Origin of the sequence: Pseudomonas sp. DR48 (genome assembly GCF_019823085.1) — a bacterium.
GTDB lineage: Bacteria > Pseudomonadota > Gammaproteobacteria > Pseudomonadales > Pseudomonadaceae > Aquipseudomonas.
Window position 1 is genome coordinate 768,070 of sequence record NZ_CP081946.1, and the last position, 23,899, is coordinate 791,968.

At 58.8% G+C, this 23,899-nt stretch carries 23 protein-coding genes and 1 other RNA gene; 7 read left to right on the forward strand and 17 right to left on the reverse strand.

All coding sequences use genetic code 11. The features are described from left to right. Positions 1 to 171: 171 nt before the first annotated feature. Both rnpB and rsmI read right to left on the reverse strand, forming a co-directional pair. An RNA gene (rnpB, locus tag K5K95_RS03470) (RNase P RNA component class A) lies at positions 172 to 525 on the reverse strand. A gap of 75 nt (positions 526 to 600) precedes the next feature. Continuing rightward, complete coding sequence (rsmI, locus tag K5K95_RS03475) at positions 601 to 1,506, reverse strand: 16S rRNA (cytidine(1402)-2'-O)-methyltransferase (RefSeq protein WP_222588384.1); 906 nt, start codon at positions 1,504 to 1,506, stop codon at positions 601 to 603. A 176-nt stretch (positions 1,507 to 1,682) separates the two neighbouring features. On the opposite strand from rsmI, the gene K5K95_RS03480 reads away from it, so the two are divergent. The 4 genes from K5K95_RS03480 (at position 1,683) to K5K95_RS03495 (ending at position 5,129) form a co-directional block, all read left to right on the forward strand. Then, positions 1,683 to 3,494 (forward strand): penicillin-binding protein activator, encoded by a 1,812-nt coding sequence (locus K5K95_RS03480; protein WP_222588385.1) that lies wholly within the window; start codon positions 1,683 to 1,685, stop codon positions 3,492 to 3,494. Then, positions 3,494 to 3,856, forward strand: a complete 363-nt coding sequence (locus K5K95_RS03485) for a YraN family protein (protein ID WP_111455297.1) — start codon at positions 3,494 to 3,496, stop codon at positions 3,854 to 3,856. Before K5K95_RS03480 ends, K5K95_RS03485 begins: the two co-directional genes overlap by 1 nt. Positions 3,857 to 3,960: 104 nt before the next feature. Continuing rightward, entirely contained in the window at positions 3,961 to 4,554 is a 594-nt protein-coding gene (locus tag K5K95_RS03490; protein ID WP_008025961.1) for a phosphoheptose isomerase, read from the forward strand. Beyond that, the gene (locus tag K5K95_RS03495; protein ID WP_090180240.1) at positions 4,551 to 5,129 is read left to right on the forward strand and encodes a BON domain-containing protein; all 579 of its coding nucleotides are present in this window, start codon (positions 4,551 to 4,553) and stop codon (positions 5,127 to 5,129) included. The genes K5K95_RS03490 and K5K95_RS03495 overlap by 4 nt, the downstream gene beginning before the upstream one ends. A 104-nt stretch (positions 5,130 to 5,233) precedes the next feature. Here the strand turns inward: K5K95_RS03495 and K5K95_RS03500 are convergent, their stop codons facing one another. The 7 genes from K5K95_RS03500 to rplM all read right to left on the reverse strand — a co-directional run bounded on the left by K5K95_RS03500 (position 5,234) and on the right by rplM (position 10,121). Beyond that, positions 5,234 to 5,647, reverse strand: a complete 414-nt coding sequence (locus K5K95_RS03500; RefSeq protein ID WP_008037283.1) for a ClpXP protease specificity-enhancing factor — start codon at positions 5,645 to 5,647, stop codon at positions 5,234 to 5,236. Positions 5,648 to 5,663: 16 nt separating this feature from the next. Further along, positions 5,664 to 6,281, reverse strand: a complete 618-nt coding sequence (locus K5K95_RS03505) for a glutathione S-transferase N-terminal domain-containing protein (RefSeq protein ID WP_007905304.1) — start codon at positions 6,279 to 6,281, stop codon at positions 5,664 to 5,666. A gap of 150 nt (positions 6,282 to 6,431) precedes the next feature. Further along, complete coding sequence (locus K5K95_RS03510) at positions 6,432 to 7,214, reverse strand: cytochrome c1 (RefSeq protein WP_222588386.1); 783 nt, start codon at positions 7,212 to 7,214, stop codon at positions 6,432 to 6,434. Continuing rightward, the gene (locus K5K95_RS03515; RefSeq protein WP_090180233.1) at positions 7,214 to 8,425 is read right to left on the reverse strand and encodes a cytochrome b; all 1,212 of its coding nucleotides are present in this window, start codon (positions 8,423 to 8,425) and stop codon (positions 7,214 to 7,216) included. The genes K5K95_RS03510 and K5K95_RS03515 overlap by 1 nt, the downstream gene beginning before the upstream one ends. Then, the gene (petA, locus tag K5K95_RS03520; RefSeq protein ID WP_090180230.1) at positions 8,425 to 9,018 is read right to left on the reverse strand and encodes a ubiquinol-cytochrome c reductase iron-sulfur subunit; all 594 of its coding nucleotides are present in this window, start codon (positions 9,016 to 9,018) and stop codon (positions 8,425 to 8,427) included. The genes K5K95_RS03515 and petA overlap by 1 nt, the downstream gene beginning before the upstream one ends. A 267-nt stretch (positions 9,019 to 9,285) precedes the next feature. After that, positions 9,286 to 9,678, reverse strand: coding sequence for a 30S ribosomal protein S9 (rpsI, locus tag K5K95_RS03525; protein ID WP_002555064.1), 393 nt, complete (start codon positions 9,676 to 9,678; stop codon positions 9,286 to 9,288). Between the two features lie 14 nt (positions 9,679 to 9,692). Further along, positions 9,693 to 10,121 (reverse strand): 50S ribosomal protein L13, encoded by a 429-nt coding sequence (rplM, locus tag K5K95_RS03530; RefSeq protein WP_007905295.1) that lies wholly within the window; start codon positions 10,119 to 10,121, stop codon positions 9,693 to 9,695. A 245-nt stretch (positions 10,122 to 10,366) separates the two neighbouring features. On the opposite strand from rplM, the gene K5K95_RS03535 reads away from it, so the two are divergent. Beyond that, on the forward strand, positions 10,367 to 11,407 hold the full coding sequence (locus K5K95_RS03535; RefSeq protein ID WP_222588387.1) for an NADP(H)-dependent aldo-keto reductase: 1,041 nt from the start codon (positions 10,367 to 10,369) through the stop codon (positions 11,405 to 11,407). Positions 11,408 to 11,510: 103 nt separating this feature from the next. Here the strand turns inward: K5K95_RS03535 and K5K95_RS03540 are convergent, their stop codons facing one another. Further along, on the reverse strand, positions 11,511 to 12,647 hold the full coding sequence (locus tag K5K95_RS03540; protein ID WP_222588388.1) for an acyl-CoA dehydrogenase family protein: 1,137 nt from the start codon (positions 12,645 to 12,647) through the stop codon (positions 11,511 to 11,513). A 218-nt stretch (positions 12,648 to 12,865) separates the two neighbouring features. On the opposite strand from K5K95_RS03540, the gene K5K95_RS03545 reads away from it, so the two are divergent. Next, entirely contained in the window at positions 12,866 to 13,786 is a 921-nt protein-coding gene (locus K5K95_RS03545; protein WP_197678942.1) for a GlxA family transcriptional regulator, read from the forward strand. Between the two features lie 196 nt (positions 13,787 to 13,982). Here K5K95_RS03545 and zapE read toward each other — a convergent pair whose 3' ends face one another. The 3 genes from zapE to K5K95_RS03560 form a co-directional block, all read right to left on the reverse strand. Beyond that, positions 13,983 to 15,077, reverse strand: a complete 1,095-nt coding sequence (gene zapE, locus K5K95_RS03550; protein ID WP_222588389.1) for a cell division protein ZapE — start codon at positions 15,075 to 15,077, stop codon at positions 13,983 to 13,985. 91 nt (positions 15,078 to 15,168) lie between these two features. After that, positions 15,169 to 16,524: a tryptophan--tRNA ligase gene (locus tag K5K95_RS03555; protein WP_222588390.1), complete on the reverse strand. Its 1,356-nt coding sequence runs from the start codon at positions 16,522 to 16,524 to the stop codon at positions 15,169 to 15,171. Between the two features lie 24 nt (positions 16,525 to 16,548). After that, positions 16,549 to 17,178 carry an alpha/beta hydrolase gene (locus K5K95_RS03560; RefSeq protein WP_222588391.1) on the reverse strand — a complete coding sequence of 210 codons (630 nt, stop codon included), beginning with the start codon at positions 17,176 to 17,178 and terminating at the stop codon, positions 16,549 to 16,551. 144 nt (positions 17,179 to 17,322) lie between these two features. On the opposite strand from K5K95_RS03560, the gene K5K95_RS03565 reads away from it, so the two are divergent. Beyond that, positions 17,323 to 17,757, forward strand: a complete 435-nt coding sequence (locus K5K95_RS03565) for a YhcB family protein (RefSeq protein ID WP_222588392.1) — start codon at positions 17,323 to 17,325, stop codon at positions 17,755 to 17,757. 94 nt (positions 17,758 to 17,851) lie between these two features. On the opposite strand, the gene K5K95_RS03570 is transcribed toward K5K95_RS03565, so the two are convergent. From K5K95_RS03570 to K5K95_RS03585, 4 genes are all read right to left on the reverse strand, one after another. Beyond that, complete coding sequence (locus K5K95_RS03570) at positions 17,852 to 18,553, reverse strand: OmpA family protein (protein WP_222588393.1); 702 nt, start codon at positions 18,551 to 18,553, stop codon at positions 17,852 to 17,854. A 101-nt stretch (positions 18,554 to 18,654) separates the two neighbouring features. Next, the gene (locus K5K95_RS03575) at positions 18,655 to 19,299 is read right to left on the reverse strand and encodes an MBL fold metallo-hydrolase (protein WP_222588394.1); all 645 of its coding nucleotides are present in this window, start codon (positions 19,297 to 19,299) and stop codon (positions 18,655 to 18,657) included. 144 nt (positions 19,300 to 19,443) lie between these two features. After that, positions 19,444 to 22,182, reverse strand: coding sequence for a LuxR C-terminal-related transcriptional regulator (locus tag K5K95_RS03580; RefSeq protein WP_222588395.1), 2,739 nt, complete (start codon positions 22,180 to 22,182; stop codon positions 19,444 to 19,446). A 339-nt stretch (positions 22,183 to 22,521) separates the two neighbouring features. Continuing rightward, a complete protein-coding gene (locus tag K5K95_RS03585; RefSeq protein ID WP_208671491.1) occupies positions 22,522 to 23,886 on the reverse strand; it encodes a DUF1329 domain-containing protein in 1,365 nt (454 codons plus the stop codon). Positions 23,887 to 23,899 lie beyond the last annotated feature (13 nt).

A 23,899-nucleotide genomic window follows, 5' to 3' on the forward strand; every position in this document is an offset into this window, starting at 1 on the left:
TTGCCCGATAACTTGAATGCGCACAGAAGGCTGCGTTCGAAAGTTAAAGTAGTTTGTTAAGAGTAAGATTTTTTTGGTATTACGAAAGTGCTTCTGCTGATGATTCTGGAAGGAGGGAAATTGCTATCACCGGCACCCTGCTCACTGATTTAAGCAGAGGGGAGAAAAAAGGTGGAGAGTCGATCTGTAAGCCGGGTTCTGTCTTGAACAGTCATTCGTCTACGATGGCCATCACTGGACATCTTTAGCAACCTACCCGGTCCCAGCGCGGGCCACGCCTTGGGACCCTATTTGGTCTTGCTCCAAGTGGGGTTTACCTAGCCACGAACTGTTGCCAGACGTGCGGTGCGCTCTTACCGCACCTTTTCACCCTTACCGGCGCCGAAGCGCTTAGGCGGTTATTTTCTGTGGCACTTTCCGTAGGCTCACGCCTCCCAGGCATTACCTGGCACTTCGCCCTATGGAGCCCGGACTTTCCTCCCCCCCCTAATTTTCATAGAGGGCAGCGACTGTCCAATCGACTCTCCGCCGCGAAGGTTAACGGCACAGCGACCGAAGAACAAGCGCTAAACGCCTTCGGCCGCGCCTATACGTCGGGTTTCACTCACCTTTTTGTCTGTCGAGAGCGACCTGATAGAGCACATTCTTGCGCTCGCCGGTTATTTGCGCCGCCAAGGCCGCCGCACGTTTGAGCGGCATCTCTTCGAGCAACAGGTCGAGGATGCGCATGGCTTCACTGCTGACCGCATCTTCAGTCTCTGGTGCGGCCCAGCCCGCGACCAACACCACGCACTCTCCGCGCTGTTGATTACTGTCCGACTCGACGAACTGGCGCAACTCGGCCAGCGGCAACCCCTTAAGGGTTTCGAACGTTTTGGTCAGTTCACGCGCCAGCAACGCCGGACGCTCAGGGCCGAATACCAGCTCCATGTCCTGCAAGCATTCCAGGATACGGTGTGGTGCCTCATAAAAAATCAGTGTGCGCGGCTCTTCCTTGACCTGCTCGAGACGAGCACGACGACCGACCGTCTTCGCCGGCAGGAAGCCCTCAAAGATAAAGCGGTCCGACGGCAGTCCCGCCGCCGACAACGCCGCGATCAATGCACAGGCACCCGGCACCGGCACAACATTGATTCCGGCAGCGCGGGCCTGACGCACCAGGTGATAACCGGGATCGGAAATCAGCGGCGTGCCGGCATCGGAGATCAGCGCGACATCGTCGCCCGCCAGCAGACGGGTGACAAAACGGCTACCTTCATCCCGTTCGTTGTGTTCGTGGCAGGCCGCCAGCGGCGTGGGGATACCAAAATGCTGCATCAATCGCTGAGAGTGGCGAGTGTCTTCAGCCGCGATCAACGCGACGTCACGCAGGATCTTCAGCGCACGCGCGCTGATGTCGTCCAGGTTGCCGATGGGCGTCGCCACCACATAAAGCGAGCCAGCAGCGGAATTCAAAGCACCTGGAGCAGTCAAAGCGCACACCTCATGATCGGTAAAAGGCGACATTGTAGCGCGTACCGGCGCTTGCGATACGCCCCGCCCTCCCCGGGTTTTCCAGTCATTTGTGCGCTACTGCAACATTTGCACGAGCTAAATTGATCGATTCACGCCAGTAACATCGCGCCCCGGCCAGTGCTTGGGTACAATTCCACGCTAATTTGATCGAGTATCAGGAACACTACATGATCGCTTGCCTGCGGCTGTTCACTGCCCTCTGCCTCGCTGCCTTGCTGGCGGCTTGCGCCAGCTCGCCCTCTTCCAGCCTTGGCGAACTTCCACGGACCCCGGACGCCAGTATCGAGCAACTGCTCGAACAGGCCGCTCAAAGCAAGGACGCGGAGAAAGCCTCGCTGCTGCGCCTGAGTGCGGCAGACCTGGCCTATCATCAGGGTAACGCCGGCCAGTCCGCGCAAATCCTGCAACTGGTTCCGCTGGAACAACTCAAGCCAGCCCCACAAGTCTTCGCCAGCACCCTGGCGGCAGAACTGGCCATGACGCGCAATCAGCCCAAGGCTGCATTGACGGCCCTGAGCCATCCAAGCCTGCAACATCTTGGCGAGCTGCCGGTCGAGCAACAGGTGCGCACAGGCACCGTCCATGCTCGCGCCCTTGAGGCCGATGGCCAGACACTCGCCGCCGCACGGGAGCGCATTTTCATCGCGCCAATGCTCAGCGGTGAAGCGGCCAGCAAGAACCACGAAGCGATCTGGATCCTGATTGCCTCGTTGCCGACCGATCAACTGCAACCGACCACCTCCGATGACCTCGGCGGCTGGATGGGCCTGGCACTGGCGGTGAAAACCGCTGGCACCCTGGAGCAGCAGCAAGCCGCGATCGACAACTGGCGCGCCCAGAACCCCAAGCACCCGGCGGCCATCCAGCTGCCATTGCCACTGACCAAACTCAAGGAACTGGCCAGCCAGTCCCTGAGCAAAATCGCCCTGCTGCTGCCGCAAGACGGCCCGCTGGCGGCGGTTGGCAAAGCATTGCGCGAAGGTTTCATGGCCGCTCACTACCAGGCGCAACAAGCCGGGCAGAAGCCGCCAGCCATCGAGTTCTATGACAGCTCGAAACTGACCTCGATGGACGAGTTCTATCGCAAGGCCCAGGCCGACGGCGTGCAACTGGTGGTCGGTCCGCTGGAAAAACCGCTGGTCAAACAGCTCAGCGCTCGCCCACAACTGCCAATCACCACCCTGGCCCTGAACTACAGCGAAGGCGAACAAGGTCCGCCCCAGCTGTTCCAGTTCGGTCTTGCGGCTGAAGATGAAGCTCGCGAAGTGTCTCGCCGCGCACGCGCCGATGGCCTGCATCGCGCCGCCATCATGGTGCCGAAAGGCGAATGGGGCGATCGCGTACTGAGAGCCTTCAGCCAGGATTGGCAAGCGAACGGCGGCACTATCATTGCCACCGAGCGCGTCGACCAGCCGGTCCAGTTGGCCCAGCAGATTGCCGACATGTTCCAGCTGCGCCAGAGCGAAGGTCGCGCCAAGAGCCTGCAAAACACCGTCGGTTCGCAGGTTGCGGCCCAGCCTTCTCGCCGCCAGGACATCGAGTTCATCTTCCTGGCCGCCACACCGCAACAGGCCCAGCAGATCAAACCGACCCTGAACTTCCAATACGCGGGTGACGTACCGGTGTACGCCACTTCCCACGTATTCAGTGCCAGCGGCGACGTGAATCAGTACAACGACATGAACGGCATTCGCTTCTGCGAAACCCCGTGGTTGCTGGACGCCAACGATCCCCTGCGCAAACAGGTCACCGCGCAATGGCCACAAGCCGCCGGTAGCTTGGGTCGTCTGTACGCAATGGGCGTCGATGCCTATCGCCTGGCACCGCGCCTTGGGCAACTCAAGGCTCTGCCGGACAGCCGCATCGAAGGTCAGTCGGGCAGCCTGGGCATGACCCAGAATCAACGGGTCGTTCGCCAGTTGCCGTGGGCACAGTTCGTCAGCGGTCAGGTTCAACGCCTGCCGGACACTGCTCGCTAATGCCCGACAGGTCACGCCAGCAAAGCGGCAAGGATGCCGAGCGCCATGCGCTCGAGCATCTTCAACAACAAGGTCTGCGCCTGCTGGCGCAGAACTGGTTGTGTAAACGTGGCGAGCTTGATCTGGTCATGCTTGATGGCGATACAGTAGTATTCGTTGAAGTCCGCTACAGAAAAAACACCCAGTGGGGTGGCGCACTCGACAGCATCGATGAGCGCAAACGGCAGAAACTGATTTTCGCCGCGCAGTATTTTCTTCAGCGCGAGTCGCGCTGGGCCGATTCCCCCTGCCGCTTCGACGTGGTTGCCATCGACAGCAGCCTTGATCAGTTGAACTGGATGCAAAATGCCTTCGACTGCTGATCGCTTGCGCCCCGAACCGGACACCTACACCCAACACTTTTGCTCTTTGCTTTGCGGGCTGCACATTCATGTGCCAAGTAGCCGCGCTAATTAAGGTCACACAGATGGACATGCAATCCCGAATTCGCCAGCTTTTTCAGGCCAGTATCGACACCAAGCAAATGGCGATGGACGTACTTGCACCGCACATCGAGCAAGCCAGCCAGGTGATGGTCAACGCCCTGCTCAACGAGGGCAAAATGCTTTCGTGCGGCAACGGTGGCTCCGCCGGCGATGCACAGCACTTTTCGTCCGAGCTGCTCAATCGCTTCGAGCGTGAACGTCCGAGCCTGCCAGCCATTGCGCTGACCACCGACAGCTCGACGATCACCTCGATTGCCAACGATTACAGCTACAACGAAATCTTCTCCAAACAGATCCGCGCTCTCGGCCAGCCGGGCGACGTATTGCTGGCGATTTCCACCAGCGGCAACTCGGCGAACATTATTCAAGCGATCCAGGCCGCACATGATCGCGAAATGATTGTCGTAGCATTGACCGGTCGCGATGGCGGCGGCATGGCATCGCTGCTATTGCCTGAAGACGTCGAGATTCGCGTACCGGCCAATGTCACTGCACGTATTCAGGAAGTCCACCTGCTGGCGATCCATTGCCTTTGCGATTTGATCGACAGCCAACTGTTCGGGAGTGAAGAATGACCCCTAATCGCCTAGGCCTTCTGGCCTTGACCCTGTGCCTCGGCATCAGCGGCTGCACATCAGTGGTTAACGCCAGCCGTGAAGCGCCTATCGAAGACGACCGCGGTACACGCACCTTCGGCAGCAAGATCGACGATTCTCTGATCGACACCAAGGTCGGCGTGAACATCGCCAAGGCCGATCCGGCCCTGGACAACGATTCGCACATCGTCGTAACCAGCTTCAACGGCGTTGTGTTGCTCGCCGGGCAAACCCCGCGCGCCGACCTCAAGGCCAAGGCCGAACAAGCCGCTGCGGCTGTTCAGCGGGTGAAGACGGTTCACAACGAACTGCAGATTCTTCCACCCTCCAGCTTCCTCGCCCGTCAGAACGACACCTGGTTGACGTCCAAGATCAAGACCCAGATGCTCACCGACCCGAACATCCCGGGCTCGCGCATCAAGGTTGTCACCGAGAACGGCATCGTCTACTTGCTGGGCCTGCTGACCAAGCAGGAAGCGGAGCAAGCGACCAACCTGGTGCAGGGTGTTTCCGGCGTGCAGAAGATCGTGAAGCTGTTTGAGTACATCGACTGATCCTGCATGAGCACTGCTTGCGACGGCGTCCCTGAGACCGCCATCGCGAGCAGGCTCACTCCTACAGTAATAAAAAAGGCGATCCAGATGGATCGCCTTTTTTATTACTTCACCACTTTCAAACTGGGTCGACCGCTGGGACGCGGCGGCTCGCTGTCGGGTGGTGGAAGATCATCATCCGGCTCGATCTCCTCCTCGTCCTCCATGGGCGATTCCAGATCGAACACCATGCCCTGGCCATTCTCCCGGGCGTAAATGCCCAGGATCGAGGCAATAGGCACGTACAGGGTGTGCGGCACGCCACCGAAGCGCCCTTCGAAGCTGACGGCTTCGTTGTCCATGTGCAGATGACGCACGGCGGCCGGTGACACGTTCAGGACAATCTGTCCGTCACTGGCAAAACCCTGAGGCACCTGCACCGACGGATACTCGGAATTGACCAGCATGTGCGGGGTGCAATCATTGTCCACAATCCACTCGTAGAGCGCGCGGACCAGATAAGGTCGACTGGAGTTCATAGCGGCTCCCTAAGCCTTAGCGCATATCGCGTTCGACACCAGACAGACTCGCCTGGAAAGCCTCACGCGCAAACGAGCGCTCCATATAATCAAGCAACGGCTTGGCAGGCCGCGGCAGTTCAATACCCAAAATCGGCAATCGCCAGAGTATTGGCAATAGGCAGCAATCCACCAGACTTTGTTCCTCACTGAGGAAAAACGGCTTGTCGGCGAACAACGGCGACACGCCGGTCAGGCTTTCGCGCAGCTCTTTACGAGCCACGACACGGGCTGCTTCCTTGGTCCGCGAATCCAGGATCAGATCCACCAGACCACACCAGTCGCGCTGAATACGATGAATCAGCAAACGGCTGTTGGCACGCGCCACCGGGTAAACCGGCAGCAGTGGCGGGTGCGGATAACGCTCATCCAGATATTCCATCACCACGGTCGACTCCCACAACGCCAGGTCACGATCGACCAGGGTGGGCAGACTTCCGTAAGGGTTCACTTCAATCAGTTTAGGCGGCTGGCGACCAGCTTCCACGTAAATGATCTCTGCGCTGACACCCTTCTCTGCAAGTACGATGCGCACTCGGTGGGAATAGTGGTCGGCGGGGTCGGAGTAACAGGCCAACCGATTGGTCACGCCCATGGCGGTCCTCCTCGCTTGTTGAAATTATCGGAAGCGGAAAAACGCGCGCGCCCAGAGGACGCCTCCCGTAACGCCTGGCTCACCAGACTCGTTACACCTTCAGAGACGCCCCTGGGCGCGCGCGATTAACAGCAATTACTTACAGCTTTATCAATGGACGTCTTTCCAGTATTCGCGCTTGAGCAAATAAGCGAATACGAAGAAGAACGCCAGGTACAGCAACACATAGGTACCGATGCGCTGATGCTGCAGCTTCACCGGGTTGGCCGAGTAGGCCAGGAAGGTCACCAGATTCTTGACCTTCTCGTCGAACTGCTCTGCGTTCAGCGTGCCGGTTTTCGGCAACACGGTCAGCTGATCACATGCTTCATGAGTCAAAGCAGTGCCTGTCAGCGGATCATATTGCTTCTTACCGTCTTCGACGATTTGAACTTGTTTGCAGCCTACCACCTGACGACCCTGCAGGCCGACCAGAACGTTAGGCATCCCGACGTTCGGGAAGACTTTGTTGTTCACACCCCAAGGGCGCGCCGGGTCTTCATAGAACGAACGCAGGTAACCATACAGCCAGTCGGTACCGCGAACACGAGCGACCAGGGTCAGATCGGGCGGTGCCGCACCGAACCAGGTCTTGGCGTCTGCCGGCTGCATGCCGATGCTCATGTGGTCGCCAATCTTGGCGCCGGTGAACACCAGCTTGGAGAGCATCAGGTCGTGCGGGATGCCAAGGTCATCGGCCACACGCTCGTAACGCTGGAACTTGGCGCTGTGGCAACCCATGCAGTAGTTGGCGAACGTACGCGCGCCGTCCTGCATGGCCGCTTTGTCGGAAACGTCGATGTCGACCTTTTCCAGCTCGGGACCACCGTGCTCAGCCGCGAAGGACAGAACCGGCATGGCAGCAAGAATCAGTACAGCAAATAGTTTTTTCATCAGCCAGTCACCCTTTCCGGAACCGGTTTTGTCTTCTCGAGCCGGGTGTAGAACGGCATCAGAATGAAGTAGGCGAAGTACAGGAAGGTACATACCTGCGACAACAACGTTCTCTCAGGGGTTGGGGCCAGAACACCCAGAATGCCCAGGATCACGAACGCGATGCAGAACACCCAGAGCCAGATCCTGCTCAGCCAGCCTTTGTAGCGCATCGACTTGACCGGGCTGCGATCCAGCCACGGCAGTACGAACAGCATGGCAATCGAAGCACCCATGGCGATTACACCCATGAGCTTGTCCGGAATCGCCCGCAAGATCGCGTAGAACGGTGTGAAGTACCAGACCGGAGCGATGTGCTCTGGGGTCTTGAAGGCGTTCGCCACTTCAAAGTTCGGCTTCTCGAGGAAGTAGCCACCCATTTCCGGGAAGAAGAACACGATCGAGCAGAAGATGAACAGGAACACCACAACGCCGACGATATCTTTCACGGTGTAGTACGGGTGGAAGGCAATGCCGTCCAGCGGTACGCCGTTTTCGTCCTTGTGTTTCTTGATGTCCACGCCGTCCGGGTTGTTCGAACCGACTTCGTGCAACGCCAGGACGTGCAGCACCACCAGACCGAGAATCACGATCGGCAAGGCAACCACGTGCAGGGCGAAGAAGCGGTTCAGGGTAATACCGGAAATCAGGTAGTCACCGCGGATCCACTGGGTCAGGTCGTTGCCGATGACCGGGATCGCACCGAACAGCGAGATGATCACCTGGGCACCCCAGTAGGACATCTGGCCCCACGGCAGCAGATAACCCATGAAGGCTTCAGCCATCAGCGCCAGGTAGATCAGCATCCCGAAGACCCACACCAGCTCACGCGGCTTCTGGTACGAACCGTAGAGCAAACCACGGAACATGTGCAGATAGACCACGATGAAGAATGCCGAAGCACCGGTGGAGTGCAGCAGACGCAGGATCGAGCCGTACTCGACGTCGCGCATGATGTATTCGACGGAAGCAAACGCCTCTTCCGCCGACGGGGTGTAGCTCATGGTCAACCAGACACCGGTGACGATCTGGTTAACCAGAACGAGCAATGCCAGCGAGCCAAAGAAATAGAAGAAGTTGAAGTTCTTCGGGGCGTAGTACTTGCTGAGATGGTCTTCCCACATTTTGGTAGCGGGAAAGCGCGCATCAACCCAATCCATGAACTTGCTCATCACGCTTTCTCCGTATCGACGCCGATGACAATGATCTCATCGGTCTCATAGGAATGCGGGGGAACTGGCAGGTTCAAAGGCGCAGGTTGCGACTTGTAGACGCGGCCAGCCAGATCGTAGTGGGAACCGTGGCAAGGGCAGAAATAACCACCTACCCAGTCCTTGCCCAGATCAGCAGGTGCCACTTCCGGACGGAAGGTCGGCGAGCAACCCAGGTGCGTGCAGATACCGATCAGCAGCAGAACTTCTGGCTTGATCGACCGCGTTTGAGGGTCGACATAAGTCGGTTGCGTCGAGTTCTTGGAGGTCGGGTCAGACAGCTGGCCCTCGATCTTCTTCAGATTCCCCAGGATTTCCGGAGTACGGCGGACAATGAACACCGGCTGACCGCGCCATTCAGCAATCATCTGCTGGCCTGGCTCGATTTTGCTGACATTCACCTTCACCGGTGCACCTGCGGCTTTCGCCTTGGCACTGGGAAACCATGACCCCACGAACGGGACCGCAGCCCCCACCGCTCCTGCAGCACCCACCACGGATGTGGCTGCTACCAAGAAGCGACGCCGGCCTGCATTCACGCCGTCATTGCTCATTCAGTCCTCTCCCATCAGCTTTGTGGCCTGTTAAATCAGGCGTCTACTAAGTAAAAATCTGAACTTATAAAAATTTTGCCGAATGGTAATGAAAAGCCCCAATTCTGACAAGGTAATTACCGAAGGGCTCCACTGCCAAGCCTTGCAGTATAGGGCCTCTACGGATGTGGCAAGTTGTCACAGCGCAATTCTTTGATAAATAACGCGCATAAAAAAACGCCCAGCTTCGCGAGGAAGTTGGGCGTTCTTTTTGAACGAGAAAGCGAATTAACGCTTCGAGTACTGCGGACGCTTACGCGCTTTACGCAGACCGACTTTCTTACGTTCAACTTCACGAGCATCGCGAGTAACGAAGCCAGCTTTGCGCAGAGCGCCACGCAGGGTTTCGTCGTACTGCATCAGTGCGCGAGTGATACCGTGGCGGATTGCGCCAGCTTGACCACTTACACCACCACCGATCACGGTGACGTAGATGTCGAACTTCTCGACAGTCTCAGTCAATTCCAGCGGCTGACGAACTACCATGCGGGCAGTTTCGCGGCCGAAGAAATTATCCAGCGAACGGTTGTTGATGGAGATGTTACCAGTACCCGGACGCAGGAAAACGCGTGCGGTTGCGGTCTTGCGACGGCCAGTGCCGTAATTTTGAGTCGCCGACATAATGAACTATTCCGTTAAAACTTCAGTTCTTGGGGCTGCTGAGCAGTATGAGGGTGTACAGCGCCCGCATAGACTTTCAGCTTACGATACATGTCGCGACCCAGCGGGTTCTTAGGCAGCATGCCTTTGACCGCGGTCTCGATCACGCGCTCAGGGGCTTTGGCGATCAGCTTTTCAAAGTTGATCGACTTGATGCCGCCCGGGAAACCGGAGTGGGAGTAGTAGATCTTGTCGGTGGTTTTAGCACCGGTTACACGAATCTGCTCGGCATTGATAACGACGATGTAGTCGCCGGTGTCAACGTGAGGAGTGTACTCAGCTTTATGCTTGCCACGCAGACGGCTCGCGATTTCGGTGGCCAGACGACCCAGGGTCTGACCTGCAGCGTCGACGACAAACCAGTCGCGCTGTACTGTTTCCGGTTTAGCAGTAAAAGTTTTCATTCTTTATAGCCTCAGGGGCCGCCCTGTAAATTAGACGGCGGATCTTACTGAATAGTGCGTACTTTGACAAGTCAAAGGCAGCCGGATACAGACGCTTTCGGGGGCTCGGGTCGGCGCGTCCGTTCAACGGCAAGATTCTTCGGCGGCGGCGCATCACTTCCACTGCAGAAAGAGGTGCGCAATTATGCAGATTGCGAAAAATATTTCAACCTGCTTTTATGATTGTTTTGCCCAAGGAGCACCCGATGGACTATCGCCAGCTAGGCCGAACCAATCTGAACGTGAGTGCCATCTGCCTCGGAACCATGACCTGGGGCGAGCAAAACAGCGAGGCTGAAGCCTTCGCCCAGATTGAACGGGCCAAAAGCGCCGGGATCAATTTCATCGACACCGCCGAGATGTATCCGGTGCCGCCCAAGGCTGAAACCTACGCCACCACCGAACGCTACATCGGCAATTACTTCAAAAGTCGCGGCGATCGCGCCGACTGGATCCTGGCAAGCAAGATCGCCGGCCCCGGCAACACCATCGATTACATCCGCGACAAAAACCTGCGCCACAACCGTCAGCACATCACCGAAGCCGTGGACGCGAGCCTCAAGCGCCTGCAGACCGACTACATCGATCTGTACCAGCTGCATTGGCCGGAACGCAGCACCAACTTCTTCGGACAGCTGGGTTACAAACACAAGATCGAAGCCAACCTCACGCCGCTGGAGGACACCCTCGAAGCGCTGGACGAACAGGTCAAGGCCGGCAAGATCCGCCACATCGGCCTGTCCAACGAAACACCGTGGGGCACCATGCGTTTCCTCGCCCTGGCCGAAGCCCGTGGCTGGCCGCGCGCGGTGTCGATCCAGAACCCGTACAACCTGCTCAACCGCAGTTTCGAAGTCGGCCTGGCGGAAATCGCCATCCGTGAACAATGCGGACTGCTAGCCTATTCGCCGCTGGCGTTCGGCTTCCTGTCAGGCAAGTACGAAGGGGGTGCTCGCCCGCCAAAGGGGCGCCTGAGCCTCTACAGCCGCTTCAGCCGCTATTTCAATGCTCAGTCGGAAGCAGCGTGCAGTCGTTACGTGGCGCTAGCCCGTGAGCACGGCCTGGACCCGGCGCAGATGGCATTGGCATTCGTGACCCAGCAGCCGTTCGTGACCAGTAACATCATTGGCGCGACGACGCTGGAGCAACTCGACAGCAACATTGCCAGCTTCGAGCTGAAACTTTCCGATGAAGTGCTGGAAGGGATTGAGGCGATTCACAAGGATCATCCGAACCCGGCGCCTTGATCGATCATTAGACCCAATCGCGAGCAAGCCCGCTCCCACAGGTTCAGCGCTGAATCTGTGGGAGCGGGCTTGCTCGCGATGGCGCACTGAACTCACAACAAATTCAAAGCGACCGCGCAATAATTTCCTTCATGATCTCGTTGGTCCCGGCGTAAATCCGCTGAACCCGTGCATCCGCCCACGCTCGGGCGATCGGGTATTCCCACATGAAGCCGTAACCGCCATGCAGTTGCACGCACTCGTCGAGCACCTTGCATTGCAGGTCGGTGCCCCAGTATTTGGCCATCGCGGCCGTCGGCACATCCAGCTTGCCTTGCAGGTGCAGCTCCAGGCAGCGATCGACAAACACTCGACCGATCTGAATCTCCGTCGCCATCTCCGCCAGCTTGAAGCGCGTGTTCTGAAAATCTGCAATCGCCTTGCCGAATGCCTTGCGCTGGCGGGTGTAATCCAGGGTCCATTGCAACGCGGCTTCGGCCGAAGCGAGCCCGCCGATGGCAACCGTGAGGCGCTCCTGAGGCAACTCCTGCATCAGATACGCAAAGCCCATCCCGGCCTGCCCCAGCAGGTTTTCTTTGGGCACTCGAACATCCTGGAAGAACAGCTCCGAAGTGTCTTGAGCCTTCATGCCGACTTTTTCCAGGCGCTTGCCCTTGTCGAAGCCTGGCGTGTTGGCCTCGACCAGAAACAGGCTGGTGCCTTTGGCGCCGGCCTTCGGATCTGTCTTGGCGACGACAATCACCAGGTCAGCGAGAAAGCCGTTGGTGATGAATGTCTTGGAACCATTGATGACATAGTCATCGCCATCCAGCACGGCAGTGGTCTTCACCCCTTGCAGGTCGGAACCGGCGCCCGGCTCGGTCATGGCGATGGCCGTGACCATCTCGCCAGATACCAGTTTCGGCAGGTATTTGTGCTTCAGCGCTTCACTGCCGTAGTGCAGGATGTACGGCGCCACAATGTCCGAATGCAGGGAAAACCCGATCCCCGTCAGCCCCAGGCGACCGACTTCCTCGATCACCACGGCACTGTAGAGAAAGTCCGCCCCCAGTCCGCCATATTCCTCTGGCAGGTGCGAACACAGCATCCCCGCCTCCCCTGCCTTGTTCCAGAGTTGACGGTCGATATAGCCTTGTTTTTCCCATTCGCCATGGAACGGCACCGCTTCTTTTTCGAGGAACGTTCGCACGCTGTCGCGAAAAAGTTCGTGCTCGGAACTGAACAAGGTTCTGGGAATCATGCGGCACCTGTCGTTGGCTGGAAGGAGTTGACCTTCAGAGACTAAGCCTCGCATTCGATACAGGACACTGGACACATAAGACAAAAAATAAGACGATCCAGCCGTCTGGTGACCACTTTCCCCTATAAGAATAAAGTTGAATTATGTCTAACCAAGCCTCCACGCCCTTGCGGCGCGTCAGCATCCTGGCTATCGACCGGGTTTTCGCTTCCACCCTCATGCAAGCCAAGGATTTCTTCCATCTAGCCAGCCTGCGCTACGGCAAACAACTGGGCCAGGGCCTGACACCGGCGTTCGAAACCCGGCTGGTCAGCCCCGACGGCAAACCGGTGAACAGCTTCAGCGATGTGATCATGCCGGTGGACGGCGCCCTGGAAAATGCCGACGTCATCATCCTCCCCGCCTTCTGGGACGACTTCGACACACTCGTCAAACGTTATCCACAAGTCCTGCCGTGGCTGCGCGAGCAACACGCTCGCGGCGCGGTATTGTGCGGCGAAGCGACCGGGGTGTTCTGGCTCGCCGAAGCCGGGCTGCTCAATGGCAAGGAAGCGACCACGTACTGGCGCTTTTTCAACGCCTTCGCCGAACGCTTTCCACAGGTCCAGCTCAATCAGGACAAGCACCTGACCGACGCCGACAACCTGTATTGCGCTGGCGGCACCACCTCCGCCTGCGACCTTTACATCTACCTGATCGAACGCTTCTGCGGCGCCAACGTATCGCAGGCCGTCGCGCGCGACATTCTCTACGAAGTGCAGCGCAGCTATTCGCCTGGAAGGATTGGATTCGGCGGACAAAAGCTGCACCAGGACGTGATCATCCTGCAGATCCAGCATTGGCTCGAAGAGCATTTCGCCGACAAATTCCGCTTTGAAGACGTGGCCCGCGAGCACGGCATGAGCATCCGCAACTTCATGCGCCGCTTCCAGACCGCCACCGGCGACAAGCCGCTGCACTACCTGCAACGCCTGCGCATCGAAACCGCCAAGGGTTTGCTGTCGGGTAGCCGCAAGAGCATCAAGACCATCAGTTATGAGGTCGGATATGACGATGCAAGCTTCTTTGCGCGGCTGTTCCGCCAGCACACCGAGCTGTCGCCGAACCAGTATCGCCAGCAATTCCAACAAGCGGCGTAAACCTTAGAGCCCAATACAATCCAAATGTGGGAGCGGGCTTGCTCGCGAATACGGTCTGACATTCAACATTGATATCGACTGACAGACCGCTTTCGCGAGCAAGCCCGCTCCCACAGGGGATGTTGGTGCGCCAGAGAGTTTCTATAGCAAAAAAAAGGGCCTGCATTTGCAGGCCCTTTTTCATTTCCGAATCGTCCTACGGCTTATGCGCCCGGGACAGGAATTCGTGCGACTGCATCTCCAGCAGGCGGCTAAGCGTGCGCTGGAACTCAAAGTTCAGGCGACCACCGGTGTAGAGGTCCTTGAGCTCGACTTCAGCAGAAATGATCAGCTTGACGTTACGGTCGTAGAACTCGTCGACCATGTTGATGAAGCGTCGGGCGATGTCATCGGTGGTGACGCTCATCTGCTCGACACCGCTGAGCAACACGGCGTGGAAGATCTTGCCCAGTTCGATGTAATCGTTCTGGCTACGCGGGCCGTCGCACAATTCGCGGAAGTCGAACCAGGCCACGTCATCGCAGGTGCGCAAGGCCCGGATCTCGCGATTCTCGATCATCAGCACGTCGTTCTCGACCGCAGCCGTGCATTCCGGCGTCAGGGCGCGGAAGCTCTTGCGCAGGCTTTCCTGAGCGGCTTCGTCCAGCGGGAAGTGGAACAGCTCCGCTTGCTCGAGGTGACGCAGACGATAATCGACGCCGCTGTCGACGTTGACGATGTCAGTGTTTTGCTTGATCAGCGCAATGGCCGGCAGGAAGCGCGCGCGTTGCAGGCCGTCCTTGTACAGGCCGTCCGGCACGATGTTCGAGGTCGCGACCAGGGTCACTCCATTTTTGAACAGCTCTTCCATCAGAGTGCCGAGGATCATCGCGTCGGTGATGTCGGACACGAAGAACTCATCGAAGCAGATCACCCGGGCTTCATCGGAGAAGCGCTTGGCGATGATGGTCAGCGGGTTTTTCTCGCCGCCCAGAGTCTTCATCTCTTCGTGCACACGCTTCATGAAGCGGTGGAAGTGAGTGCGGACCTTTTCCTTGAAGGGCAGCGCCTCAAAGAAAGTATCGACCAGGTAGGTCTTGCCACGGCCAACGCCGCCCCAGAAGTACAGGCCCTTGACCGGTGCCACGTCTTTCTTGCCAAACAGCTTGCCGAGCAGGCCCGGCTTACTCTGCGAGGCGGCGACCAGATCGTCGTACAGGCGCTGCAGATGGCGCACGGCGGTTTCCTGCGCGGCGTCATGGAAGAATTCCGGGCGTTTCAGATCAGCTTGATATCGTTCTAGGGGCGTCATAATTCGTTAGCAAGGCAACAAAAACGGGCCGTCACTGTAGCGACGGCCCGGGGGAATGGCAATCGGCCCTTGGTCGGACCGTGCCGTTGATTTATTCCTGAACGGGGGTCAGGGCAACCCGCAAGGCCTCGATGGCGACGTCGCGAGCGGCATCGTCAGCGAATGTCGGGCTGTCGGCCACACACTCGCCTTCCAGCCAGACGCTGAAGCTGCGGTCTTCACTGCGCACATCCAACGGCTGGCCGGACTGCAGCTGCTTGGTCACCTGACCTGCGGTTTTGCCGTCGGCGAAGTTGCGCGACAACAGCAGTTGTTCGCCATCGGCCGCCAACAGACGGAAGCGGAAACTGCTGTCTTCTTCGCGGAAGCTGACAAAACGCGCGGCTTTCGCGGCTTTCTTTTTGGTGGTGGCCGCGACTTGGGTCTGGGCGACGAAAGAACGCAGGCCAACCGCTTCACGCAGCTCCTGAAGGAACGGGGTCGCCACCGAGCGGGCCTTTTTGGCGCCGGCCTGCAGGATGTCTTCCAGGTCCGCCGGACGCTCGATCAACTGGTGATAACGCTCACGGGACTCGCCCAATTCACTGTCGAGCAACTGGAACAGACGATTCTTCGCCTCGCCCCAGCCCAGGCCCTGCAACAATTCGCTGCGGAATTCGTCGGACTGCGCCGGAGTGGCGAAGGCCTGGAACAAGGTGAACAGGTGCGAATTGTCGGGATCTTTGGCTTCGCCCGGCGCGCGGGAGTCGGTGACGATCCGCGAGATCGCGTCTTTCATTTCCTTGGCACTGCTGAACAACGGAATGGTGTTGTCGTAGCTTTTCGACATCTTGCGACCGTCGAGGCCTGGCAGCGTGGCGACGCTTTCTTCGATCAATGCCTCAGGCATGGTGAAAAATTCTTTGCCCTGACCGAACAGGTGATTGAAGCGCTGACCGATGTCGCGGGCCATTTCCACGTGCTGGATCTGATCACGACCGACCGGCACCTTGTGTGCGTTGAACATCAGGATGTCGGCGGCCATCAGCACCGGATAGCTGTACAAGCCCATGGTGATGCCGGCGTCCGGGTCTTCGCCGGTCTCGACATTCTTGTCCACCGAAGCCTTGTAGGCGTGGGCGCGGTTGAGCAGGCCCTTGGCGGCGACGCACGTCAGCAGCCAGGTCAGCTCAGGGATTTCGGGGATGTCGGACTGACGGTAGAACGTCACACGATCCACATCCAGACCACCGGCCAGCCAGGTCGCGGCGATTTCCAGACGCGAGCGCTGGATGCGCAGCGGGTCATCGCATTTGATCAGGGCGTGGTAGTCGGCCAGGAAGTAGAACGAATCGGCATTGCTGTCACGACTGGCCAGGATCGCCGGGCGGATGGCGCCGGCGTAGTTGCCCAGGTGCGGCGTGCCGGTGGTGGTGATGCCGGTGAGAATACGGGTACGAGTCGTCATGGGTAATCGCTTGTCAGACTGCAATCAATTCGAAAGACGCGGCAGGATCAGATCCTTGAGATCAGTCAGCTTGCCATGAAAAAAGTGTCCGCATTCTGCCACTTTCAGCAGCTCATGGGGACGTTCGAGTTTGTCGGACCAGTCGTAGACGGCTTGCGGATCGATGACTTCGTCAGTTTCCGGCTGAATCAGGGTCAGATCACCCTGTTGTGGCACTTTATCCTGATCGCCCAGGCGCATGACCGCAGGCGCGACCATGAACAAATGCTTGAGCTGCTCGCCTTTGGCTTCCAGGCGCCCGCCGAGGCTCGCCGCAACAAAACCGCCGAAGGAGAAACCGAACAGCGTCAACGGCAAGTCCGGATGCCTGGCTCGCAGCCACTCGGCCGCGGCCTGGGCATCATCGACTTCACCAGTGCCCATGTCGTGGGAGCCTTCACTGGCACCGACGCCACGGTAATTGAAACGTAAAGTAATCAAACCGGCGTCGCGCGCGGTGCGCTGCAGGGTCGAGACCACTTTGTTGAGCATGGTGCCGCCCTGCACCGGGTTCGGATGGCAGATCAGTGCCAGGCCCCGAGGCTGCTCGTTATCCAGATACAAACTTTCCAGTTGACCGACCGGACCGTCAATCACTACAGGGGTTTCGCGCATAAGCAAGGAAGGAACTCCGTGACCTCGAATCGGGTCGACTCGTCTAGCAAATTGTCTGTGCCAATCTATTGCGAGTGAATCGCGGTATACAGCGCAGGTTCGAGCCGTTAACGTAAAGCAAAGCCGTTTATAGAGGAAGGACTCGTGGAACACTCGCTCTTAGTTTGGTTGTTGCCGACTCTTGCCCTGGTTGTGGGTGTCGCCATAGGTTTCCTGATCGCTCGCCTGGTGCCGAATGCTGCGCCGAGCAGCACACAACGTCAGCTGGATGACATTCAGGAACGTTTCGACAGTTATCAGAACGAGGTGGTCACCCACTTCAACAGCACTGCAAACCTGGTCAAGAAACTGACTGCAAGCTATCAGGAAGTGCAGGATCATCTCGCCGAGGGCGCCAACCGCCTGGCCCTGGACGAGCAGACTCGCCAACGCTTGCTGGCCGCCCTGCATTCCGATGCGACCGTAGCGCCACGGGAGCGCCTGACGCCACCGCGCAATCAGGAACCGCCTCGCGATTACGCCCCAAAAGCCCCGAACGCGCCGGGCATGCTCGATGAACATTACGGCCTGAAGAAGTAATCAGGTTTCGCGCGACATGAAAAAGCCCCCGGACGAGTGATCGTCCGGGGGCTTTTTTACGCCTGGGGTTCAGTCAGGTGTAAAGGTGAAGCGCTTATTGCTGCGGATACTGCTGACCCGGAATCGCCTTCAGGTTGACTTCGACCCGACGGTTCTGCGCGCGGCCATTGGCGTCGCCGTTGCTGGCAATCGGGTTATCGGGACCTGCGCCACGGGCCGACAGGTTGGTACCGCTGACACCTTGCGACGTCAGGTAAGTCGCCACGCTCTGCGCACGACGCTGGGACAGGTCCATGTTGTGCTGACGGCTGCCAGTGCTGTCGGTGTAGCCGACGATCTCGATCTGGTTCTGGTTGAACTCCTTGAGCGAGCCCGCCAGGCTATTCAACGGCTGGTAGAAGCTGGAGGCGATGTTCGCCGAATCGGTCGCGAACGTGATGTTGCCCGGCATGATCAGCTTGATCTGGTCACCCTGGCGCTGCACCTCGACACCGGTGTTGGCCATGCTGGCCCGCAGTTTTTTCTCTTGCTGGTCGGCGTAGTAACCATACCCGGCAGCGGAAGCACCCACGACAGCGGCGCCAATCAGCGCGCCCTTGCCACGGTTGTCGTGGTTGATGGCTGCACCCGCCAAAGCACCGGCCAAGGCACCCAGACCGCCATATTTGGCGGTTTTGCTCATGCCCTGGGAGCCACTGTCAGCCTGGCCCTGGTTGTCATACGGATTGGGCGAGGCGCAGCCAGACAGCAAGGCAACAGCCGTAGCGACAATAATCAAACGCTGCTTGGTGAACATTAAGAGCTCCTACTTTTGCATTCTAGGGTGCAACGGATCAGGCATTGGACCTTTGCGGGCGTTGGATCATTTCGCCCGAAAAAAATTCCACCTGTTACAAATCAGGCGCGAACAAAAGGATTCTCGCGCATTTCCTCGCCCAGACGTGTGTCCGGACCATGCCCGGTCACGACGGTCGCTTCTTCATCAAGGGTATACAGCCGCTGCTTGATCGACCGCACGATAGTCGCCTGATCTCCCCCCCACAGATCCGTGCGCCCGACTCCACGACGAAACAATGTGTCGCCGGCTATCAGCAGCTTAGCCTCGGAAAACCAAAAGCTCATGGAACCCGGCGTATGACCCGGTGTGTGCAATGCCACGCCGCAGCCGCAAGCCAGCTCCTCATCATCGGCCAACCAACGGTCGGGGGACGGCACCGGCGTATAAGGCACTCCGAACATCTGGCACTGCATCTCCAGGTTGTCCCAGAGGAATTGATCTTCTTTATGCAGGTGCAAGGTCGCGCCGGTTTTCTCCTTGAGCTGACCGGAGGCCAGGAAGTGATCCAGATGCGCATGGGTGTGGATGATGCTGACGACTTTCAGGCCCAAGGCGTCGAGGCGCGCCAGGATCAACTCATGATTGCCGCCCGGATCGACCACGATCGCTTTCTTGGTGATCGGGTCGCCGATGATTGTGCAGTTGCACTGCAAAGGACCGACGGGGAAGGTTTCGCGGATGAGTACGGGAGTTGGAACAGTCATGGGAAGTCGTTGGCCTGTATCAGACGGAAGGCTGTGAGTGTGGCTTCAGGATTCTACGCCTCGCCGAAACGGTGCGGCAGTACAAACAAATACGCCTGCGACTTGTTCGGGGCGTTTGCGTTGAGGTATGGGCGCAAGCTTGGACTAGGCCAATACCCCCAACTCCTTCGCCCGGGCAACCGCCTGAGTACGCCGCTCCACCCCAAGCTTGCTGTTGATATGACTCGCATGGGTCTTGACCGTGTGCAACGAGATGAACAACTGATCGCTGATTTCCTGGTTCGAGCAACCTTGGGCGATCAGGCGTAGAACGGCCATTTCCCGTGCGCTGAGCTGTTCAGCCCCAGGTGGTGACTCCAAGGCCGGGCGAGCAATCGTGGCTGGAAGTTTTTCGGTCAGGGTCTGCGACACATCGGTCGGGGGAGAAAGTTGCAGTTGCCCGCGCAGCCAGTCCGGGTGTGCGGCCAATAATCCATCAAACGGTTGCAGGACACCGCCCGCTGCCGCTTCCAGCGCCTGAACCAACGCCTTGCGTGCTTCCGGTTCACGTCCGACCGCCAGCAACAAGGTTATTTTCTGCGTCAGCGCCATCACGCTGAGCATTTGCCGTCCCGACGTCTGCCCCTGCTCAAGCAGCGCATTCAAACGCCCTTCGGCCAGCATCGGTTGCCCCTGAATCACCTCGAGCAACGCTTGCTGCAACTCGATATGCAGCGGCAGTTGAGGATGAAATTCCGGCGGTGCGGCCGCGTGTTCACCGTTGTAAGTCTGGCCCAGCCGTGACAGCCAGGCTTCCGCCAGATCGGTGCGCCCCTGGGCCAGCCAGAGTTCGCATTTGACCAGCGTGATCATCGCCAGGTAGTAAATCGGTGGCACGTCCCAGATGTGCATCAGGCGTTCGGCTTCGGCGAGTTCGGCGAAGGCTTTGGCGAATTCGCCGCTGCTGCCTTCGAGCCGGGCAATCACGCAGTGGCCGATCAATACGCTGATATCGCGACAGGCCCGGGCTTCACTTAACCCCGCTTGCAAACGCGCCCGCGCAGCTTGCGGTTGCGAGCGCACGGCCAACAGAAAACCTTCGTACAAGGTCAAGCGGGCACGCACCGCATAAAGCCGTTGCGGCGACAATCCTTGCAGACGTTGCAGGCCCTGACGCACTTCCTGCAACGAGCGCAGGATTTCCCCACGCGCTTGAAGCACGCGCGCACGGTCGTAATGGGCCAGCGCTTCGAACAACGGGTTGCCGACCCGCTGCGCCAACTCCAGCGACTCGCGATTCAGGCTGCGGGCACGCCACAAATCGCCGTCGGCGATCGCCAGGTTGGACAGGGTCGAAAGGCACATCAGCCGTTGCCCGTAGCGCTTGGCCGGCAGGCTCTCCAGCGCTTCGGTGCAGTAAAGCTGCGTAAGTGCGCGATTGCCTCGTCCTCGGGCGATGATGCCGCTCAGGGCCAGCCATTGCGCCAGCATGGACTTCTGCGCGGTGGCCGAAGGGGCTGGCAGGAAACGACTCAAGTGGGCCGCCAGCTCCTCGGCAGCGTCCAGCTGACAGGCCAGCCCCAGCGCCCAGCTGTAGAGCACGATCAGCCGCGGCGTGCTGATCAGCAGGCTGTCGGGCAAGTCCATTTTCCAGCGCAGCAACATGCCGACGTTCTGCTCGGCGAGCAATTGTTCTTCAGAAAGGTTTTGTACCAGGTTGGCCGCAACGTCCAGGTGCCCGGCGCGCAACGCCTGCTCCACGGCCTCATCGAGCAGCCCCTGCGCATTGAACCAGCGACAGGCGCGCAGATGCAGGCTGGCGGCCGGCACGATCGTCTGCGCAATGGGACGGGTGCGCAGCAGGTCGGAAAACAGGTGATGATAGCGATACCAATGACCGTGCTCGTCCAGCGGCACCAGGAACACCTGGTGTGCCTGAAGGAAACGCAGGATGTCGGCACTGTCATGGGCTTCGCGGATGGCGTCGCAGAGCTCGCTGCAAAAACGCTCTTGAGGCGCGGTGTCGTACAGAAATGACTGCACTTCAGCCGGCAGGCAATCGATGACTTCTTCGAGCAGGTAATCGCGAATCAGCCCTTCCCCACCGTGCAAAGACTGGGGCAATGCAGCGTCGGCACCCGCTTCGGAGGCCGCCAGCAGCCAGAAACGCAGGCCGGCGACCCAGCCTTCACTGCGCTGAATCAGATTTTCCAGGGCCTCGCCACGCAATGAAGTGCTGTGTCGATCGAGCAACGTCAGGGCTTCGTCGTGAGTCAGTCGAAGGTCCTGCTCATGCAACTCGAGCAGTTGGCGCGACAGGCGCAAACGCGCCAGGTGCCAGTCCGGACGTTGACGACTGGTCACCATGACCAGCAAGCCTTCGGGCAAATGATTGAGGAAAAACTGCAGGCAGCGATCGAGCACCGGGCCCTGGGCCAGATGGTAGTCATCCAGCACCAGCAACAAAGGCGTCATTGGCGAAAGGTGAATGGCCAGCTCATCAAGCAAACCGTCCAGCCATTCTTCAAAGGCGAACGGCTGATGGCGTTGGCGCATTTTCAGCAGGCCCAGCGCCTGGCTGCCCAGTGTCGGAAAGTAATCCTGAAGACCTTCGAGCAAGCGTTCAAGGAAACGGCCAGGGTCGCTGTCACGAGGACTCAACCCCAGCCACAGGCTTTGCCAATGGGCCGGCAGCCCCTGACAGAACTCCACCGCCAATGAGCTCTTGCCGAACCCGGCGGGTGCACTGACCAGCAACAGCCTGCCACCGAGGCCGGCACTCAGGCGCTCGCACAGACGAGGCCGCAATACATGGCCGTCGGGTAACGGGGGCCGGAAAAAGCGCCCGTCCAGTGCCGCGACGGCAGCGCTTGCAGGGCCCGGGATTGGTGACAGATCAGTCATGGCCGGCTCTTGTTTGAGATACGGATGGCGGCGTTGCAGATGTCCGCAGACTAGCGGTAAACGAAGAGGGAATGAAGGTTATTGCTACAAATGGCTACAAAAAGAATACAAGTAAAAGTGTCCGGCCGGCGATGGTGTTTTCCTGGCAGACCGAGGTGCCGCCATCGCGAGCAGGCTCGCTACCCCAGGTAACGGCTTCTTCCATGAAAACGCGGTCATTGTGGGAGCGGGCTTGCTCGCGAAGTGGCCATCAGAATCGCCACACATTTCACGACACAAAAAAAACGCCCCGAACCAGTCGGGGCGTTTTTCGAGGATGCGGCCTCTATTCAGTGCAGATTAGCGAACACCGTCCTGACGCAACGCAGCAGGTGTGAAATCGCTGGTGGTTGCGGTGAAACCGAAGTCATACGCCGACTTCTCTTCGTTCTTCATGCCCAGTGCCAGGTAACGGCCCGATTGCAGGTCGTACAAGGTTTCCAGGGTGTACCACGGCACTTGAACGTTGTAGTAGTTCTGGGAGTGGGCTTCCGCCACGCGCCACAACTGATTACGACCGTCGTAGTGATCGATCACCGCGGCCTGCCAGGTGTCTTCGTCGATGTAGAAGTCACGCTTGGCGTAGATGTGACGTTGACCTTCCTTCAAGGTTGCCACCACATGCCAGACCCGGCGCAGCTCGTAGCGAGCCAGATCCTGGTTGATGTGGCCGGCCTTGATGATGTCGTCGTACTTGAGTTGCGGCGAATCAAGCTTGTAGCTGTCGGAGGCGATGTACATCTCTTTCTTGCCTTCGAGCTTCCAGTCGTAACGATCCGGCGCGCCGTTGTACATGTCCAGGTTGTCGGAGGTCCGCAAGCCATCCGCTGCGGTACCCGGCCCGTCATAGGACACTTGTGGCGCGCGACGCACGCGACGCTGACCGGCGTTGTAGACCCACGCCGAACGCGGCTCTTTCACTTGGTCGAGGGTTTCGTGTACCAGCAGCACACCACCGGCAAGACGTGCCGGCGCGGTCACTTTCTGCTTGAAGTAGAACAGGATGTTGCCCGGGTTTTTCGGGTCGTAGTCTTTCATCTTGTCGCGGAACACGAACTGGTCCTGGAAGTACACCAGGCTGTACGAGCCGTTCGGCTGCGGCGTGGCCTGGGTCACCAGACGGGTCACGCTGCCACCGCGATAGCGGGTGATGTGGTTCCAGATGACTTCAACGCCGCTCTTTGGAATCGGGAACGGTACGGCGGTTTCGAAGTTTTCCAGACCGTTGCCGCCAGACACCAGGTTAGTGGCGGTGGCGTTTTTCTTGATCGCGGCGAACACATCATCCGGCACGGTCGCGCCGCGATGGGACGGGTAAACCGGCATCTTGAAGGTTTCCGGGTAGCGCTTGAACATCGCGTACTGACCCGGAGCGAGTTTGTCCTTGTACTGATCGACGTTTTTCGCCGTGATGGTAAACAGCGGTTTTTCACTGGCATACGGGTCAGACAGGAAGCCTTTGCCGTCGACGGTGCCGGCGTTTTTCGCCATCGGTTTCCAGGCTGGAATCGAACCGTCGGCGTTGCCCGCCATCTCGGCCCCCATCGGGGTCAGGCTTTTGCCCAGCTTGTCCGCTTCGGCAGCGGGGACCGCCGCCATGACGCTGGTTGCCAGCAGCGAAAGCCCCAGAACACCGGCGTGGAACAGACTCTTTGTTATTTTCATATGTGTGTTCGTC

What these genes read in the sequence shown, in the direction of transcription:
- rsmI (WP_222588384.1), bottom strand. Translation starts at nt 1,506, where the DNA reads ATGTCGCCTTTTACCGATCATGAGGTGTGCGCTTTGACTGCTCCAGGT.
- K5K95_RS03480 (WP_222588385.1), top strand. Translation starts at nt 1,683, where the DNA reads ATGATCGCTTGCCTGCGGCTGTTCACTGCCCTCTGCCTCGCTGCCTTG.
- K5K95_RS03485 (WP_111455297.1), top strand. Translation starts at nt 3,494, where the DNA reads ATGCCCGACAGGTCACGCCAGCAAAGCGGCAAGGATGCCGAGCGCCAT.
- K5K95_RS03490 (WP_008025961.1), top strand. Translation starts at nt 3,961, where the DNA reads ATGGACATGCAATCCCGAATTCGCCAGCTTTTTCAGGCCAGTATCGAC.
- K5K95_RS03495 (WP_090180240.1), top strand. Translation starts at nt 4,551, where the DNA reads ATGACCCCTAATCGCCTAGGCCTTCTGGCCTTGACCCTGTGCCTCGGC.
- K5K95_RS03500 (WP_008037283.1), bottom strand. Translation starts at nt 5,647, where the DNA reads ATGAACTCCAGTCGACCTTATCTGGTCCGCGCGCTCTACGAGTGGATT.
- K5K95_RS03505 (WP_007905304.1), bottom strand. Translation starts at nt 6,281, where the DNA reads ATGGGCGTGACCAATCGGTTGGCCTGTTACTCCGACCCCGCCGACCAC.
- K5K95_RS03510 (WP_222588386.1), bottom strand. Translation starts at nt 7,214, where the DNA reads ATGAAAAAACTATTTGCTGTACTGATTCTTGCTGCCATGCCGGTTCTG.
- K5K95_RS03515 (WP_090180233.1), bottom strand. Translation starts at nt 8,425, where the DNA reads ATGAGCAAGTTCATGGATTGGGTTGATGCGCGCTTTCCCGCTACCAAA.
- petA (WP_090180230.1), bottom strand. Translation starts at nt 9,018, where the DNA reads ATGAGCAATGACGGCGTGAATGCAGGCCGGCGTCGCTTCTTGGTAGCA.
- rpsI (WP_002555064.1), bottom strand. Translation starts at nt 9,678, where the DNA reads ATGTCGGCGACTCAAAATTACGGCACTGGCCGTCGCAAGACCGCAACC.
- rplM (WP_007905295.1), bottom strand. Translation starts at nt 10,121, where the DNA reads ATGAAAACTTTTACTGCTAAACCGGAAACAGTACAGCGCGACTGGTTT.
- K5K95_RS03535 (WP_222588387.1), top strand. Translation starts at nt 10,367, where the DNA reads ATGGACTATCGCCAGCTAGGCCGAACCAATCTGAACGTGAGTGCCATC.
- K5K95_RS03540 (WP_222588388.1), bottom strand. Translation starts at nt 12,647, where the DNA reads ATGATTCCCAGAACCTTGTTCAGTTCCGAGCACGAACTTTTTCGCGAC.
- K5K95_RS03545 (WP_197678942.1), top strand. Translation starts at nt 12,866, where the DNA reads ATGCAAGCCAAGGATTTCTTCCATCTAGCCAGCCTGCGCTACGGCAAA.
- zapE (WP_222588389.1), bottom strand. Translation starts at nt 15,077, where the DNA reads ATGACGCCCCTAGAACGATATCAAGCTGATCTGAAACGCCCGGAATTC.
- K5K95_RS03555 (WP_222588390.1), bottom strand. Translation starts at nt 16,524, where the DNA reads ATGACGACTCGTACCCGTATTCTCACCGGCATCACCACCACCGGCACG.
- K5K95_RS03560 (WP_222588391.1), bottom strand. Translation starts at nt 17,178, where the DNA reads ATGCGCGAAACCCCTGTAGTGATTGACGGTCCGGTCGGTCAACTGGAA.
- K5K95_RS03570 (WP_222588393.1), bottom strand. Translation starts at nt 18,553, where the DNA reads ATGTTCACCAAGCAGCGTTTGATTATTGTCGCTACGGCTGTTGCCTTG.
- K5K95_RS03575 (WP_222588394.1), bottom strand. Translation starts at nt 19,299, where the DNA reads ATGACTGTTCCAACTCCCGTACTCATCCGCGAAACCTTCCCCGTCGGT.
- K5K95_RS03580 (WP_222588395.1), bottom strand. Translation starts at nt 22,182, where the DNA reads ATGACTGATCTGTCACCAATCCCGGGCCCTGCAAGCGCTGCCGTCGCG.
- K5K95_RS03585 (WP_208671491.1), bottom strand. Translation starts at nt 23,886, where the DNA reads ATGAAAATAACAAAGAGTCTGTTCCACGCCGGTGTTCTGGGGCTTTCG.